Below are 15,158 nucleotides of genomic sequence, written 5' to 3'. Positions count from 1 at the left end.
TTCCTTCGACAAAAAATGAATGGTTTCAGCGTGACGGGTGTTCTGTGGATTCGACGTGTGTATGGGCCTGACCGGCTTCCAGCCAGGGCGCAAACAAACGGGTCACGGGCGGCATGAACACGTACACCACCGACAACACGATGGTCAGGGTGATCAGGAACGTGGCAATCACGTAGTTGGAAAGCAGTGGGTGCAACCCGAGCAGCGGCCCCCAGATCAGCGGCACCAGCAAGGTGTGCGGAAAAATCACCAGCAAGGTGACCACCGCCTGCTTCCAGCGCGGCGGCGGCGAGGCGGCATCGGCCAGCGGCGCGAACCAGAATTCATTGACCGGGGCGACCTCAGTCTGGTCGCCATCAGCGAGCATCGGAGCGGCTTCATCGACCAGGGCCTGACGCTGCGGTGACTCCAGCCACAATTGCATCGCCTCGGTCGAGCAAAAGCGCAGCACACACGTGTAAGTATCGAGGCCGGCGCGCTTGCCGCGCACCACGTCGACGCCCAAGTGCCCTTCGCGCTGCCCCGCCACCTTTACGATATTGCGCAACCAGGCTTCATAGGCTGCTTCAAAACCGGCCTTGACCCGGTGCTTGACGATCAGCGTGACGGTCTCATCGGCCCCCGGTGCTTTTTGACTAAGGACTTCAGGCATAACGCAGTACTCCGGGTAAACGAACATTGAGCGCCAGCCGTCCCGGCCCGGCGATAAACACAGTGGCAAACAGGATCAACAGCAACCAGCCGAACTGCCCTTCAGCCACACTCCATTGCGGATGCACGACTAACAGCGCTACCAGCAGCACAAACAGAATAGGCAAGCAGGCCAATCGCGCCAGCACCCCGCCGACGATCAGTAGCGGACAGAGGACTTCGGCGAAGATCGCCAGAATCAGGGTGAGGTGGGCGCCGAGGTGGAACGGGTCTTCGATGAGTTGCAGTTGGGCCGTAAAGTCCAGCAGCTTGGGCAAGCCGTGTACCCACAGCAGAAACAATCCACCGCTGCCCCGTAAAAACAGTAAACCGAGGTCGCGCGCCCGTTCGTCTCGTTGCAAAGCATTCATGACCCGACCCTTTAAATGTCATTGACCTGAATAATGCCAATGCGGGGCGGGAAGAAATTGGATGGATGTGCTCTCTTTCTTTCAGTCACCTAAAACCAATGTGGGAGCGAGCCTGCTCGCGATAGCGGTGTGTCATTCAACATTGAAGTCGACTGACCGGGCGCCATCGCGAGCAGGCTCGCTCCCACAGGGGATTTACGTTTTTTCTTCAGGCTGGCGGAATATCCAGCGATGCCGACATGAACTGGCTGATCCGCGAGCGCAACCACTTCTCCGCCGGGTCGTTGTCATGCACCCCGCTCCAGGCCATCGACAATTGCGCCGCCTCAATCGGGAACGGTGGGTCTTCGGCGCGCAGGGCGCAGCCTTCAACCAGCGCACAGGCGGCGTAATCCGGCACCGTGGCGATCATTTCGGTGCCCGCCAGCAAAGCGCGCAAGCCGCTGAACTGCGGCACGCCAAGCACCACGCGACGGCAACGGCCAAGCTTGGCCAGATCCAGATCGATGTTGCCGCTCAAGTCACCGGAGAAGGACACCATCGCGTGCGGCCGTTCGCAGTATTCGTCCAGCGTCAGCGGCCCCGGACGGTCGTCGCCGCGCAGGACTTTGCAGGGAATGTCGCGCAGCTTCTTGCGTTTGGCGTTGGCCGGCAGATCGGTGGTGTAGCTGACGCCAACCGAGATTTCTCCGGAGGCCAGCAGCGCCGGCATCAGCAAATAGTTGGCGCGGCGTACCACGACCACAATCCCTGGCGCTTCCTCCTGAAGTTGGCGCAGCAGCGGCGGAAACAGACCGAATTCGGCATCATCCGACAGACCGATGCGAAACACCTCGCAACTGCTCGCCGGTTCGAATTCCTTGGCCCGGCTGACCGCCCCGGAAATAACGTCCATTGCCGGTTGCAGCTCTTTGAGAATCGCCAGGGCGCGGGCGGTCGGCTCCATGCCGCGACCGTTGCGCAACAGCAACGGATCATCGAACAGATCCCGCAAACGGCCGAGCGCCGCGCTCACGGCGGGTTGGCCCATGAACAGTTTTTCGGCGACGCGGGTCAGGTTCTTTTCGAACATCAGTGCTTCGAAAATCACCAGCAGGTTCATGTCGACGCGACGCAGATCGTTACGGTTCATGGGCTCGTGTTCCTTGCCTGGAGGTCTTGTTCAGTCATGCGAAAGCGCCTTACTTTACTCGATCAACGGTACTTTGGCCGCGCGTTTGTAAGGGCCGTATTCCACCGGCACCCATTGAAAATGCTTGTCGATGGCGGTGACGTGACCGATCCCCGGAAACGGCAGGTGCGCGGCGGTCACCCAGGTTTTGCTGGCGGCAGCAGCGCTGAACACGGCGTTACGGCTTTTGATGGCCTGCTGACTGTTGACGTCAAAACTGATCGACACTTCAGGGTGTTCGAACTGCACGGCAAGGTTGTGCACCAGATCGCCCATGAACACGATGCTCTGGTTCTGCGAGGTAAATCGGTAAGTGGTGCTGCCTGGCGTGTGCCCGCTTTCAAGTTGCGCCTCGACCACGCCCGGCAAGGGTGACTGGCCCGGCGTGAAGGTTTTGAAGCGGCCGGCGGCCACGTAGGGCGCCGTGGAATCCTGAGCGATTTTGAAGAACTCTTTCGCCCCGGCCGGTGCCTTGGCCAAGGCCTGCGGATCAAGCCAATAGTCAGCTTCAGCCTTGGCCGCATACACCGTGGCGTTGGCGAAAATCGGTTTTTGCTGAGCGTCGACTAATCCGCAAACGTGATCCAGATGCAGATGGGTCAGCAGGATGGTATCGACCTGTTCCGGTTTGTAGCCCGCTGCCTGCATGTTCGCCGAGAGCTGGCCGGCAGTCGCGCCAATGCACTGCCCGGCGCCCGTGTCGACCAGGACCAACTGTTTGCCGGTGTTGACCAGAAACGCGTTGAACGCCGTTTGCACACCCGGGGTTTCAATCGAACGGCGAGCGAGCAATGCACGGATCTGTCCCTGACTCATGCCCTGAAGCAGTTTGGGCGACAGATCGTTGTAGCCGTCGAACAGCGCGGTCACTTCATAGTCGCCCAACGCCAAACGGAAGTAACCGGGCGCCTGCGTACCGACCTGCGGCGCTTGTGCCCCAGCACTACCGGCCGCCAACGCGAGTGCCAAACCGAGTGTGCCCAATGCAGCGTGCAACGAACCTGTCATGCGAGTCCCCTTGCTTGATCGATCTTCGACGGCACCGAACGTGTGCCTCTTATTAGTCGTCATCCTCGCCGATCCGCCCCGTCGCCGACTTGCAGCGATGTGCTGAGTTCAAAGTTTTGCGGCGCAATTAACAACGTTTAACTCGTCAGTCCTCCGGCCCCGTCCAACAATGAAACCCACTGCGAAACATTGTTTTCTTGACCAGAGGGGAAAGCACCCAGCGTGCGTCCCCTCCCCCGACACGGACATTGGCCATGGCTCACTTACAACAAACAGTCGCCCTCGCCCCCGCCAGCGAATCCCGCACACCGCGCATCGGCGGCCTCAGTCCACAGCGCGAACGGCGGGTCAAACAGTTGATCCTCGATCGCCTGGGTGAAAGCCTGGAGGTCACCGAACTGGCAGAAGCATGTTCGTTGTCACGCAGTCATTTTTCCCGAGCGTTCAAGTGCAGTACCGGGCTCTCGCCACAGGACTGGATCCGTACTCAGCGCATCGCCCGCGCCAAGCTGTTGATCCAGCACACCCACTTGAGCCTGACGCAGATCAGCCTGGAATGCGGCTTCTGTGATCAGGCGCACTTTTGCCACATCTTCACCCGTAGCGAAGGGATCAGCCCGTTTGCCTGGCGCTGTCGTGAAGTGCCGGATATGAAGCTCAAAAGATCGCAACCCTCGCCAGCGTCTGCCGGCATGCGCCTTGCGGTGTAGACGCCGATCCTATCGCCCCTTCCTCACTTGTGCCTCAACCGCTGCGCCACTTGTGCCACCCGCTCACCCAGATGGGCCGCCGTGCGCCGGTCTTCGAGCGGCGGCGCCTGCCCGGGCGTCTGTTCGACATTGGATTGGGACATCGCACCGAGCGAGCTGCCCAGACGGTTCAATTGCCCATCAAAGAACCCGGCCGCCGAGCGCGCCGGGAGCAAATCGAGGCCAACCCATATCATCGAATGTTGCGCGGCGAACACCGCCATTTGCAGCAACGTATTGAGCTTGTCGCCGCACAGACTGCCGGAATTGGTGAACCCCGCAGCGACCTTGTCGCGCCACGGTTTGGCCAGATAGAACGCCGCGCTGGCCTCCATGAATTGCTTGAAGCCCGCCGACGCGCTGCCCATGTAGGTCGGCGCGCCGAAGATGATCGCATCGGCGCGGTGCAACTCATCCCAATAGCGTTCGACTTCTTCTACCGCGACCAACCGACAGGTACTGCCCAGGTGCCGTTCGACGCCCTGCGCCACGGCTTCGGCCATGACGCGCGTGTGGCCATAGCCGCTGTGATAGACCACCACCACGTTGCTCATTGCGCCGTCCTCCGGACGAGTGCATTCCATTGCAGCCATCAGGTCTGTGCCTGAGGTTGAACTTGTTTGATCGGAGTTTTGAGGCTGGAGCGGACGCAGACGAGTTAATCGTTGTTAATTGTCCGTGGCACAGAGCGGTGATTTGGGCATTGCCGTGTGTAAAAACGGAAGTTACGCCATAGCGTTTCGAGTGTTGACGGCAATCTGCACGTTGCACTGGCGCCAGAACCTGAGGAATATGTCCGCAAACTGCGGATTAGAAGGCTTGCGTGCAACTGACGCCCTGATCCGCCCTGCCCTTCACGGAGGCTTCACAAGCCTGGGGCAGGATGACAAGAATTTCGCAGGAGTGAGCGGTTGAGTCTTTCCCCGAATCAGGCCATCGGTTTCGGCCCCTATCGGATTCATCCTGGACAACGGCTGGTGCTTGAGGGCGACCAGCCGTTGCGCCTGGGCCGACGCGCCATGGACATTCTGCTGATCCTGCTGGCGCATGCCGGCGAAGTCGTGAGCAAGCAGCAATTGATCGCCGGGGTCTGGCCGGACAGCGTCGTGGAAGACATCAACCTGCGGGTTCACATGGCGGCCCTACGCAAAGCACTCGGCGATGGTCAGGCCGGACAGCGATACATCGTCACCGTGGCACAGCGCGGCTACAGTTTTGTCGCACCGCTCGTGCTGCAATTGATCGAACAACCCACCTGCGCCGAGACCGGTACGCGGCATAACCTGCCGTTGCGCCGCACGCGAATGATCGGCCGGCAGCCGCTGGTCGACAGCCTGATCAGGCAGTTGCCGCGCCAGCGCTGCATAACGCTGGTCGGCCCCGGCGGTATCGGTAAAACCACCGTGGCCCTGCGCGTTGCCGAACAGATGATCGGCCACTATCGGGACGGTATTCGGCTGCTGGATCTGTCGCCCATCAACGACGCGCGAATGATCTGCTCGCACCTGGCGGCCCTGCTTGATGTGCTACTGCATGACAACGAGCCGCTGACCAGTCTGGTCAACGCCCTGCGCGAGCGCCAGATGCTGCTGGTGATCGACAATTGCGAACACCTGATCGACGCCGTGGCGCTGATCGGCGAGAGCATTTTGCGCGGTGCGCCACAGGTCCACATTCTGGCCACCAGCCGCGAGAGCCTGCGTGCCGAAGGCGAGTATGTGCAGCGTCTTGAGTCCCTTGATTACCCGCCGCCGATTGCCGTGCTTGATCGCGTACAGGCGTTGAGTTTTTCTGCACTGCAACTGTTTGCCGAACGCGCACTGGCGGCTCATGAGGGCTTCGAACTCAGCGACGCCGAGTTGCCCGATGCCATTGAAATCTGCCGTCGTCTGGACGGTATTCCGCTGGCGCTGGAGCTGGCGGCGGCACAGGTCGCCGAACTGGGTCTCAATGGTTTGTTGAGCCAGTTGCAGGGCCGCTTGCCGGCATTGGCCGCCGGCAATCAAAGCAGTGTGGAGCGTCATCTCACTCTGCGTGCCACGCTGGACTGGAGCTTCAACCTGCTCACCGATTGCGAACAGACTTGCCTGCGCCGACTCGGCGTGTTTCGTGGCGGCTTCACGCTGGAGTCCGCCGCTGCCGTGATCGGTGGCCAGCACATCAAGCCCGGCGAAGTGTTTGGCTCGATCACGCAACTGGTCGCCAAGTCGTTGCTCAACGTCGAAGTCGGTGATGAAGAGGTGTTCTACCGGCTACTCGATACCACGCGCCGTTATGCCCTGGAAAAGCTCGACCAGTGCGCCGAACTCGCCGAAACCCGCGAACGCCACGCTGAACGCTGCCTGGCACTTATGTATCAGGGGCAGACCGATTGGGAAAACACCCCAACCGACCTCTGGATCGAGCGTTATGCACGCGGCCTGGAAGACTTGCGCGCGGCGCTGGACTGGAGCCTGAACGGTGTCGGCCCCAATGATGTAGGGATTTATCTGGCCGCGACCTCGGCACCGCTGTGGCAAGAGCTGTCGCTACTCAAGGAATACGGTGGTTACGTGCGTCAGGCGCTGGCCCTGCTCGAAAACGCTGATGAGGCTTGCCCTCGGGTGAAAATCGCCTTGAAACTGGCGCTCGGCAGCGCCTGCTACCACACCTGGGGCGGCACCCCGGAAACCATCGCGGCCTTCGTCGACGCCCACGCGCTGGCGCAGGAACTTGACGATGTAGCCGGGCAACTGCGCGCGGTGTCCGGGCACATGGCGGTCAACCTCAGCTGTGGCCACTATCGACTGGCGCTGGAACAGAGCGAACAGTTCGATCGACTCGGCGTGCACGGCGATCCGCTACTGTCGCTGAGCACGCATCGCTTGCGAGTATTGGCGCTGCATTACGCCGGCGACCAGCCGCAGGCGCGCCTGCATGCAGAGCAAGTTATTCAGCGCATGGCGCAAAGCGGTAATCTCAACCGCTTCACCCATGGCTTCGGCGTGCAGTACGACCAAAGCGTCGCCTCATTGACGGTGCTCGCCCGGGTGTTATGGCTGCAAGGCTTCCCGGAACAAGCCTGGCGTACGGCACGGCAGGCACTGGACATCGCCGTGCAAATCAATCACGGCACCTCGATCTGCTACACCCTGGCGTTGGCCAGTTGCCTGATCGCTCATTACAACGGAGACCAGCAAAACGCCCGTGCTTTGCTGAATCTGTTGCTGGAGCAGGCACAGAAGCATTCGGTACTGCTGTTCTATCGATGGGCACGGCACTACGCGCAGGTCATCGACGCCGATACCGCCGCGCCGATGCCAACCGATGACAGCGGCCTGATCAGGGAAATCATGGTGACGCTGGACAGTGGCTTTGTTGATGATGCGTTGCTTGAACGGGCACAGAGCGGTGCAGCAGGCTGGAGCGCGGCAGAAATTTTGCGCGCTCGGGCGGATCGATTGTTGAATGAAGAATCGGGTTGCCCTAAAACCAACAACACTCAGCAAGCAGAAGATGTATTGCGCCAAGCGCTGTTGATCGCTCAAACCCAAGGCGCTCTGGCCTGGGAATTGCGCAGTGCCACATCGCTGGCCCAACTGTGGCAACGGCAGAACCGCTATCGCGAAGCGCTGGACCTGTTGAGTCCGATATACCAACGCTTCACCGAAGGCTACGCGACACCGGACTTGCGCAAGGTGCGCGTGTTACTCGACGAGTTGGGCGGTCAACTGCGAACCTGAAGCCAAACGACTGCGACTGACGTGGCGCGCATGCCGGCGCACGTAGTCGCTGGACTCACCACTGCGCTCCAGTTGCTCGCGGGCATAACGACGGGTCGTGTTGAGCATGCGATAGCGCACCCCGGCACTGCCCCGCTCCACCGTCAGCAAGGACTTCTGCGCCAACCGCTCAATTATCAAGGCCAGCGTCGACGGTGGTAATTGCGCGCAACTGATCACCCCCATCGCGGCATCAATGGCAAACGCCATTTTGAACACTGACAGGCGTTGCAGCACCCGTTGTTCCTGATCGCTCAGGTGCTGATAACTCCAGTCCAGCGCAGCTTTCAAGGTTTGATGGCGGGGCACGGCCGTACGCCGGCCATGACTGAGCAATTGCAGACAATTGTCGAGCTGTGACTGCAACCCGACCATCGCCAACGCATCGATGTGCGCCGCCGCCAGTTCAATCGCCAACGGCAGCCCGTCGAGTCGTCGACAGATGTCACGCACGGCATGGAGATCCTGTTCGCGCAGGGTAAAACCCTGCTGCCGGGCACGAGCACGACTGACAAACAACTGCACTGCCGAATAGCCCATGGTCTCCTCGACACTGCTCAACGCCGAGGATTTTGGAATGACCAGCGGCGGCAGGATCTGCACCGTCTCCAGACTGGCCTGCAATGCTTCACGACTGGTGGCGAGAATCGACAGCCTTGGCGCGGCCTCCAATAAACGTTCAACCAAAGCCTTGCAGGCTTCGCGCAGGTGCTCGCAGTTGTCCAGCACCAACAACGTGTGGCGGGCAGACAGCGTGACAAGATCGGTATCAAGGGTTTGCAACAGATGATCGAGCAGTGGCGTAGGGTCGTTGACTACCGCCAGATCCACCAGCCATACCCCGTCACGAAAGTGCTGTAACAGCAATTCCGCAGCGCGCAACGCCACCGTGGTTTTACCGACACCCGCAGGCCCCGTCACGGTCATCAACCGGCACAGCGGCAATTGCCGTACCATCGAGCCCACCACTGAGTCGCGACCGGTAACCGGCGTCAGCCGCACAGGCAAGTTGTGTTGCGGTGCCTGGAGGTTTTCCAGGGCCACTTGCGCGGTACTGTCGCCGTGCACCGGAGCAACGAAACAGTAGCCGCATTGCGGCACGTTGACGATGTAGCGTTGGCCGTTCTCACCATCACCGAGGGCCCGTCGCAGGGCAGCAATGTGTACGCGAAGATTGATCTCCTCAACCACCGACGTGGGCCAGACCCGCGCAATCAACTCTTCCTTTCTGACTACTCGACCTGCGCGCTCGACCAGCACCTGCAGAATGTCCAGCGCACGCCCGCCCATGCGCAGTGGCCGATCCCCTTCGAGGATCAGCCGTTGGCGCAGATGAAAGGCGTAGGGGCCGAAATGCAGCACGGTCGCCTGGTTCAAATCGTTGAGGCTGTTCATGCCAACTATCTTGGCAGCCTGCGATGACGGCACAACCTCCGTACAGGGCGCATCACGGACATCCGGGTGCGCGTAACGGACAGAACCGCTCTAGCTGAACTGTTCGCGGTACTGCACGGGGGTCAGGCCGAGTTTTTCAGCGAACAACAGGCGCATGTGCCGCACACTGCCAAAACCGCTCTTGTAGGCCACGGTTTTCAAAGGCAGATCACTGGTTTCCAGCAGATTTCGTGCGCAGTCGATGCGTGCACTTTGCAGGAACTCCATGGGTGTCATATTGATGTCGCGGGCAAAAATCCGCGCAAAGTGCCGCGCACTCATGTTGGCCAACCCCGCCATGCGCTCGACGCTGAAAGCTTCGTCGAGGTGCTCCAGCACGTAATTCTGTACTCGGGTGACCGGTGTTTCCAGAGGGGCGACCGCTGCCATCAAAGGGCTGAACTGAGCCTGTCCGCCCTGACGCTTCATCACCACCAGCAACACTTTGGCGACGTCTTGGGCCAGCTTCTTGCCGTGATCCTGGGCGACCAATGCCAGCGCCATGTCGATGCCCGCCGTGACCCCGCCTGAGGTGATGAGATTGCGATCCTCGATGAAAATCTGATCGGTTGCGACGCTAGCCTTCGGAAAAGCCTTGATCAAGCGTTCGGTGTAGTTCCAGTGGGTAGTCACCCGATAGCCGTCGATCAACCCCGCATGTCCGAGCACGAAGGCGCCAGTGCAGATCGAACCGTATCGCTCGGCACAGGGTACGGCTGCTTTCAGCCAGGCAAGCAGCGCCGGGTGTCTTTCGTTGTAAGCCCCCGGCCCTCCCGGCACCAGCAGCAAGTCGTAGCGCTCAGGGGCATCTTCTATATGCCGGTCGGTGTGTACCAGCACACCATTGGATGCCCGTAACGGGCCGCGCTCGGTGCCAAGGGTGGTCAGTTGATAGTGCAACTCCGGTTTCAAATAGCGATTGGCCACCGAAAACACCTCCAGCGGCCCAGCCATATCGAGCAGAAGAAAGTCGGGGAACAACACCATTGCCACGGTTTTCATGAGGTAAACATCACTGATAAAGAAGGGTAAACGGACAAGACAGGCTGAGCATTATGGCCAACTGCGGCGCAGTCGTCGGAAAAAAATACGTGATCGACCGCACACAACTGTCAACCAAAACAGGACAGTATTTCAATTTTCATCTACTTATTGCCTTTAAGAGTAAACAGTAACCTTCTCCTCACTCGGACGAATTCACGTCCCCCAAGGAGATTTCATCATGCTGACTCTTCGCAAAGCCTCCGATCGTGGCCTCGCCAATCATGGCTGGTTGAAGTCGTTCCACACCTTTTCCTTTGCCAGCTACCGCGATCCGCGTGAACAGGGTTTTTCCGACCTGCTGGTGATCAACGATGACCGCGTTGCCGCCGGCAAGGGTTTCGGCCAACACCCGCATCGCGACATGGAGATCTTTTCCTACGTGCTTGAAGGTGCGCTGGAACATAAAGACACCCTGGGTACAGGCTCGGTAATCCGCCCAGGCGACGTACAACTGATGAGCGCCGGCAGCGGCGTGGCGCACAGTGAGTTCAACCATTCGGCCACCAAGCCTGTGCACTTCCTGCAAATATGGATTGTGCCGGACGTCGGCGGCGCCAAACCGCGCTACCAGCAGGAGCACTTCAGCGCGCAGAAAAAACGCGGTCGTCTGCAACTGATCATCTCGCCGGACGGTAGCGATGGTTCGCTGACAGTGCGCCAGGATGCGCGGGTCTATGCCGGACTGTTCGACGGCAAAGAGAGTGCCACCCTGAAGCTGCGAGCCAACCGTTACGCCTACGTGCATGTGGCACGCGGTAGCGTCGAACTCAATGGCCAGTTGTTGCAGGAAGGTGACGGCGTGCGGGTTCGCGAGGAACAGGCGCTGACCTTGAGCAACGGCGTGGATGCCGAGGTATTGGTGTTTGATCTGCGGCCTCAGGAATTGCCGCAAATGCCATGAGGCATGGGTTTCAACGCCCACAAGAACGGCCTTCATTTGAAGGCCGTTCTTTATTGTGGCGTGCTCGGTAGTGGCGACACGGCAGGTTTAGGCGGATGGGTGTCCTTGCCTGCTTGAACCGCCGACAAAGTCGTTTGAATCGCTACATAGACGTTGGCTTGATTGGCGTAGTAAGTCGCCACGACTATGCCGACGATCCCGAGAAAATACACAGCGGTTGAAGCCCAATAATTCGCCTTGATCGTAGAGGCCTGTCGGACCGCCTCTTTTGACTCTAGAGCGATCTGCTGCACATTTGCAGAAATGGAGTTGTAGCGGTCGAGCAGCGCCTTGTCTCGCTCGAGCTGAACATCCAGAAACCCCTCGATTTTCGCTGACACAGATTCGACCCGAGCATCCATTCTTGCCTCAATGGTCTCGATCCTGGCGTTGAATTCTTCACGACTGATAGCGTTCATGGCTTGAATGTTATGCCCTTTGCTCAATGTGATGGTGCTTTGATATTGCTCAAATTCCCTGGCGTTCAATCCGATTCCCTTCCTTGGGTTACCGATACCTTCCCTGGCGCATCACTCACAAGCGAATTTTCTGTTGCTGCGAGTCACATCAACAATAGGGCCGGTCTCCCAAGCCCACAAGCCGGCAGATTCTGCTGTGGATGTAGGGCGTTTCGTCAGACGACGTAGCTTCTCCAAAGCGCTTTAAGCCGTCACTCATTCTCCAGCGCAAATGCCTCGACAATCTGTTCAATCACTGCCCGAACCCGCGCGGTATGGCGCAAGTCCGCGTGGGTCACCAGCCACACCTCATACGGTTGCGGACGATTGCGCTCCGGCCAAAGCCTGATCAGGCCGTCACGCTCGCCCATATACACCGGGATTTCTCCTACACCCAGACCCGCCGCAATCGAGCGGCGCACCAACAGACTGGAACTCAGGCTGGCGACAATCCGCCCGCGATGCAGCGGTTCGGAAACCAGCGTCATGTCTTTGTTCGTCTGCAAATACGGCTGGTAGACCACCAGGTCATGGCCTTCGAACGCCGTTCCCTGCGGTGGAGCGCCCTTGGCGTCGATATACGCCTGTGACGCGAACAATCCCACCGGCCAGCGGGCAATCCGCCGGGCGATGAGGTCCGGATTGTCAGGCCGGGTGTTGCGCACGGCGATATCCGCCTCGCGCTTGGCCAGGCTGAGGATCTGCGTGGAGGCATCCAGTTGCACGCGCACGTCCGGGTGTTGCTCGTGCAGACGGGCGATGGCCGGGATCAGGAAGTCGATGGCCAGCGAATCGGTGGTGCTGACGCGCACGATACCGGTCAGGCGATCATCCAGCCCCTGAATCTGCCGCTCCAGCTCCAGCGCCGAGTGCTCCATTTTCTCAACGCTTTTGAACGCCGCTTCGCCGACCGCCGTCAGCGCATAACCGTCGGACGTGCGCAGGAACAACGTCGCGCTCAGGGACTTTTCCAGCGCCGTGATCCGTCGCCCGACGGTGGCCTGATCCACGCCCAGTAACCGCGCCGCGCCGCGTAATGTCGACTCCCGACATACCGCGAGAAAAACCCTTGCATCGTCCCAATTCATTCTGTTCCCGCCCGATGCAAATCTGCATCACAATAAAGCCAAATCGCTGCATTAACGCAGCAAAGATAGCCGATATGCTGAGCGCCATAAACCTTCCTCAGGATTGCTGTCATGCGTACATCAACCTCAGCGTTACCGATCTTCGCGGGACTCTGCGCCAGCCTGGTCAGCATCGGCCTGGCGCGTTTTGCCTACACACCGCTGATTCCCTCGCTGATTCAGGCGCAGTGGTTTTCCGCCAACGATGTGGTCTACCTCGGCGCGGCCAATCTGGTCGGCTATCTGATCGGCGCCCTGCTCGGCCGGCCTATAGCGCGGCAACTCGGTAATAAAAACGCCCTGCGACTGATGATGCTGCTGGTCACCGCCGCGTTTTTTGCCTGTGCGTTTCCGATATCAGTCAGTTGGTTCTTTGGCTGGCGTTTGCTCTCGGGGATTACGGGTGGCGCGATCATGGTGCTGGTGGCGGCGACCGTACTGCCTCATGTGCCAGCGTCCCGCAAAGGGCTGGCCAGTGGAGCGATTTTTCTAGGCATCGGTCTGGGGATTGCCGGTTCCGGGACAATCGTGCCGCCGCTGTTGAGCCTTGGCCTGCAAGCCACCTGGTTGGGGCTGGGCGGATTGTCGTTGTTGCTGACGGCACTGAGCTGGTTTGGCTGGCCTTCCGATTTACCGCACCCGACTGCGACCCACGAGGTTGCGGCCGTTGAGCCAACGCCGCCCGCTGTCTATCTGCTGTTCGCCCAGTACGCGTTTATGGCCGCAGGTTTGGTGCCGGCCATGGTGTTCCTGGTGGATTACGTGGCTCGCGGGCTCGGTGCCGGGGCGCATATTGGCGCACTGGTGTGGGTCATGTATGGCCTGGGTGCAATCGTCGGGCCGGTGAGTTATGGCTTTCTGGCGGATCGGCTTGGCGCACGGATGGGCATCCGACTGGTATTGGCGGTGCAGGCGATTGCGCTGGGGCTGTTGGCGATTTCCCAATCATTTATGGCGCTGGCCGTGCTGGCAGTGATTATCGGTTCATTCCCACCCGGCATCGTGCCACTGGCCCTGGCTCGCGTGCATGAGTTGGTGCCGAATCATCATCGCCAACAAATCGCCTGGAGCCGCGCCACCGTATCGTTTGCCACGTTTCAGGCGCTGGCCGGGTTTGCCTATTCGGCGTTGCTCAATGCCACGGGCGGCCATCATGCATTGCTGTTCGTGATCGCTGCCGGCGCGATTACAGTGGCGCTTTTGCTGGAGCAGGCCCTGAAATGGCTGCCCTCTTCGACTGAACAACGCTATTGCGCAAATTGAAGGGAATCATTGCCTGCGGGCCGTGCTCCGATCTACAGAACCTCTAGCAACAGGAATCGACATGTCCTTACCCAACGAAATGACCCGAATCGAAATCACTGAACCCGGCGGCCCTGATGTCCTGCAAGCCAAACGCGTGCCGCTACCGGTGGCAGCAGCAGGTGAAGTGCTGATCCGTGTGCATGCCGCCGGAATCAACCGCCCGGACGCCTTGCAGCGTGCCGGCAAATACCCGATGAAACCCGGCATGAACCCGATTCCCGGCCTGGAAGTCGCGGGTGAAGTGGTGGCGCTCGGCGCCGGAGTCAGCCAGTTTGCCGTGGGCGACAAGGTTTGTGCGCTGACCAATGGCGGAGGGTATGCCGAATATTGCACAGTCCCGGCGGGCCAGACGTTGCCAATTCCCGATGGCCTCGACTGGGTGCAGGCCGCCGCGATCCCGGAAACCTTCTTTACCGTATGGGCCAATCTGTTCAGCCTCGGCGGCGCCAGCCGGGGGCAACGTGTATTGATTCATGGCGGCACCAGCGGCATCGGTACCACTGCTCTGATGCTCTGCCGCGAATTCGGCATCGAAGCCTTCGCCACCGCCGGCAGCCCTGAAAAATGTGCGGCGATTCGTGAACTGGGTGGCGAGGCGATCAACTATCGCGATCAAAATTTTACTGAAGTCGTCGCCGAAAAAACTGCTGGCCGGGGTGTGAATGTGATTCTCGACATCATGGGCGGCTCGTACTTCAACGGTAACGTTAGCGCCCTGGCGATGGACGGGCGGTTGGTAATGCTCGGTTTTCTGGGCGGCGCCAAGGCCAACGACGTGGACCTGCTGGCAATCCTCGGCAAACGCGCGGTGGTCACCGGGTCGCTGCTACGTGCGCGAACCACTGCGGAGAAAGCCGCCATCGCCGACGCATTGCGCGAGCACGTTTGGCCAGCACTGAACGCCGGACGCTGCCTGCCGATGATCGACAAGGTTTACTCACTCTCCGACGCAGCGCAGGCCCATGCGCACATGGAAGCCGGCGACCATATCGGCAAGATTGTGCTGCGGGTCGACTGAGCCGTTGCAGCATTTTGTAATCGTTGCGCATGCACGGTGGTCGAAAATATCGCGCGCAGACCGAGGCATCTGGTAAAAAGCG

At 59.9% G+C, this 15,158-nt stretch carries 14 protein-coding genes; 5 read left to right on the top strand and 9 right to left on the bottom strand.

Features of this window, described 5'->3' with window-relative positions:
• Positions 1–25 precede the first annotated feature (25 nt).
• From ACA069_RS11095 to ACA069_RS11080, 4 genes are all read right to left on the bottom strand, one after another.
• Positions 26–652, bottom strand: a complete 627-nt coding sequence (locus ACA069_RS11095; protein ID WP_489880834.1) for an antibiotic biosynthesis monooxygenase — start codon at positions 650–652, stop codon at positions 26–28.
• The gene (locus tag ACA069_RS11090; RefSeq protein ID WP_497617515.1) at positions 645–1,061 is read right to left on the bottom strand and encodes a DoxX family protein; all 417 of its coding nucleotides are present in this window, start codon (positions 1,059–1,061) and stop codon (positions 645–647) included. Before ACA069_RS11090 ends, ACA069_RS11095 begins: the two co-directional genes overlap by 8 nt.
• A 208-nt stretch (positions 1,062–1,269) precedes the next feature.
• The gene (locus ACA069_RS11085) at positions 1,270–2,193 is read right to left on the bottom strand and encodes a LysR family transcriptional regulator (RefSeq protein ID WP_187676984.1); all 924 of its coding nucleotides are present in this window, start codon (positions 2,191–2,193) and stop codon (positions 1,270–1,272) included.
• A gap of 54 nt (positions 2,194–2,247) precedes the next feature.
• The gene (locus ACA069_RS11080; protein WP_497617513.1) at positions 2,248–3,240 is read right to left on the bottom strand and encodes an MBL fold metallo-hydrolase; all 993 of its coding nucleotides are present in this window, start codon (positions 3,238–3,240) and stop codon (positions 2,248–2,250) included.
• 254 nt (positions 3,241–3,494) lie between these two features.
• Between ACA069_RS11080 and ACA069_RS11075 the strand changes: the two genes are divergently transcribed.
• Entirely contained in the window at positions 3,495–3,950 is a 456-nt protein-coding gene (locus tag ACA069_RS11075; RefSeq protein WP_187676982.1) for a helix-turn-helix domain-containing protein, read from the top strand.
• 23 nt (positions 3,951–3,973) lie between these two features.
• Here the strand turns inward: ACA069_RS11075 and ACA069_RS11070 are convergent, their stop codons facing one another.
• Positions 3,974–4,543: a flavodoxin family protein gene (locus tag ACA069_RS11070; protein ID WP_497618220.1), complete on the bottom strand. Its 570-nt coding sequence runs from the start codon at positions 4,541–4,543 to the stop codon at positions 3,974–3,976.
• Between the two features lie 357 nt (positions 4,544–4,900).
• On the opposite strand from ACA069_RS11070, the gene ACA069_RS11065 reads away from it, so the two are divergent.
• Entirely contained in the window at positions 4,901–7,711 is a 2,811-nt protein-coding gene (locus tag ACA069_RS11065; RefSeq protein ID WP_489880836.1) for an ATP-binding protein, read from the top strand.
• Here ACA069_RS11065 and ACA069_RS11060 read toward each other — a convergent pair.
• Positions 7,676–9,145: an ATP-binding protein gene (locus ACA069_RS11060; protein ID WP_497617511.1), complete on the bottom strand. Its 1,470-nt coding sequence runs from the start codon at positions 9,143–9,145 to the stop codon at positions 7,676–7,678. The two genes, ACA069_RS11065 and ACA069_RS11060, sit on opposite strands and share 36 nt — an antisense overlap.
• Positions 9,146–9,235: 90 nt before the next feature.
• Positions 9,236–10,186, bottom strand: a complete 951-nt coding sequence (locus ACA069_RS11055; protein WP_497617509.1) for a GlxA family transcriptional regulator — start codon at positions 10,184–10,186, stop codon at positions 9,236–9,238.
• Positions 10,187–10,406: 220 nt separating this feature from the next.
• On the opposite strand from ACA069_RS11055, the gene ACA069_RS11050 reads away from it, so the two are divergent.
• Positions 10,407–11,129, top strand: a complete 723-nt coding sequence (locus ACA069_RS11050) for a pirin family protein (protein ID WP_497617507.1) — start codon at positions 10,407–10,409, stop codon at positions 11,127–11,129.
• 50 nt (positions 11,130–11,179) lie between these two features.
• Here the strand turns inward: ACA069_RS11050 and ACA069_RS11045 are convergent, their stop codons facing one another.
• Both ACA069_RS11045 and ACA069_RS11040 read right to left on the bottom strand, forming a co-directional pair.
• Complete coding sequence (locus tag ACA069_RS11045) at positions 11,180–11,656, bottom strand: hypothetical protein (protein WP_497617505.1); 477 nt, start codon at positions 11,654–11,656, stop codon at positions 11,180–11,182.
• 182 nt (positions 11,657–11,838) lie between these two features.
• Positions 11,839–12,714 (bottom strand): LysR family transcriptional regulator, encoded by an 876-nt coding sequence (locus tag ACA069_RS11040; protein WP_497617503.1) that lies wholly within the window; start codon positions 12,712–12,714, stop codon positions 11,839–11,841.
• A 111-nt stretch (positions 12,715–12,825) separates the two neighbouring features.
• Between ACA069_RS11040 and ACA069_RS11035 the strand changes: the two genes are divergently transcribed.
• A complete protein-coding gene (locus ACA069_RS11035; RefSeq protein WP_497617501.1) occupies positions 12,826–14,016 on the top strand; it encodes a YbfB/YjiJ family MFS transporter in 1,191 nt (396 codons plus the stop codon).
• Positions 14,017–14,077: 61 nt separating this feature from the next.
• Entirely contained in the window at positions 14,078–15,076 is a 999-nt protein-coding gene (locus tag ACA069_RS11030; RefSeq protein WP_497617499.1) for an NAD(P)H-quinone oxidoreductase, read from the top strand.
• Positions 15,077–15,158 lie beyond the last annotated feature (82 nt).

It is taken from the genome of Pseudomonas sp. LBUM1652 (assembly GCF_059716105.1).
Note: the sequence above shows the minus strand (reverse complement) of the source record. Positions and strands in the feature narration are given on the sequence as shown.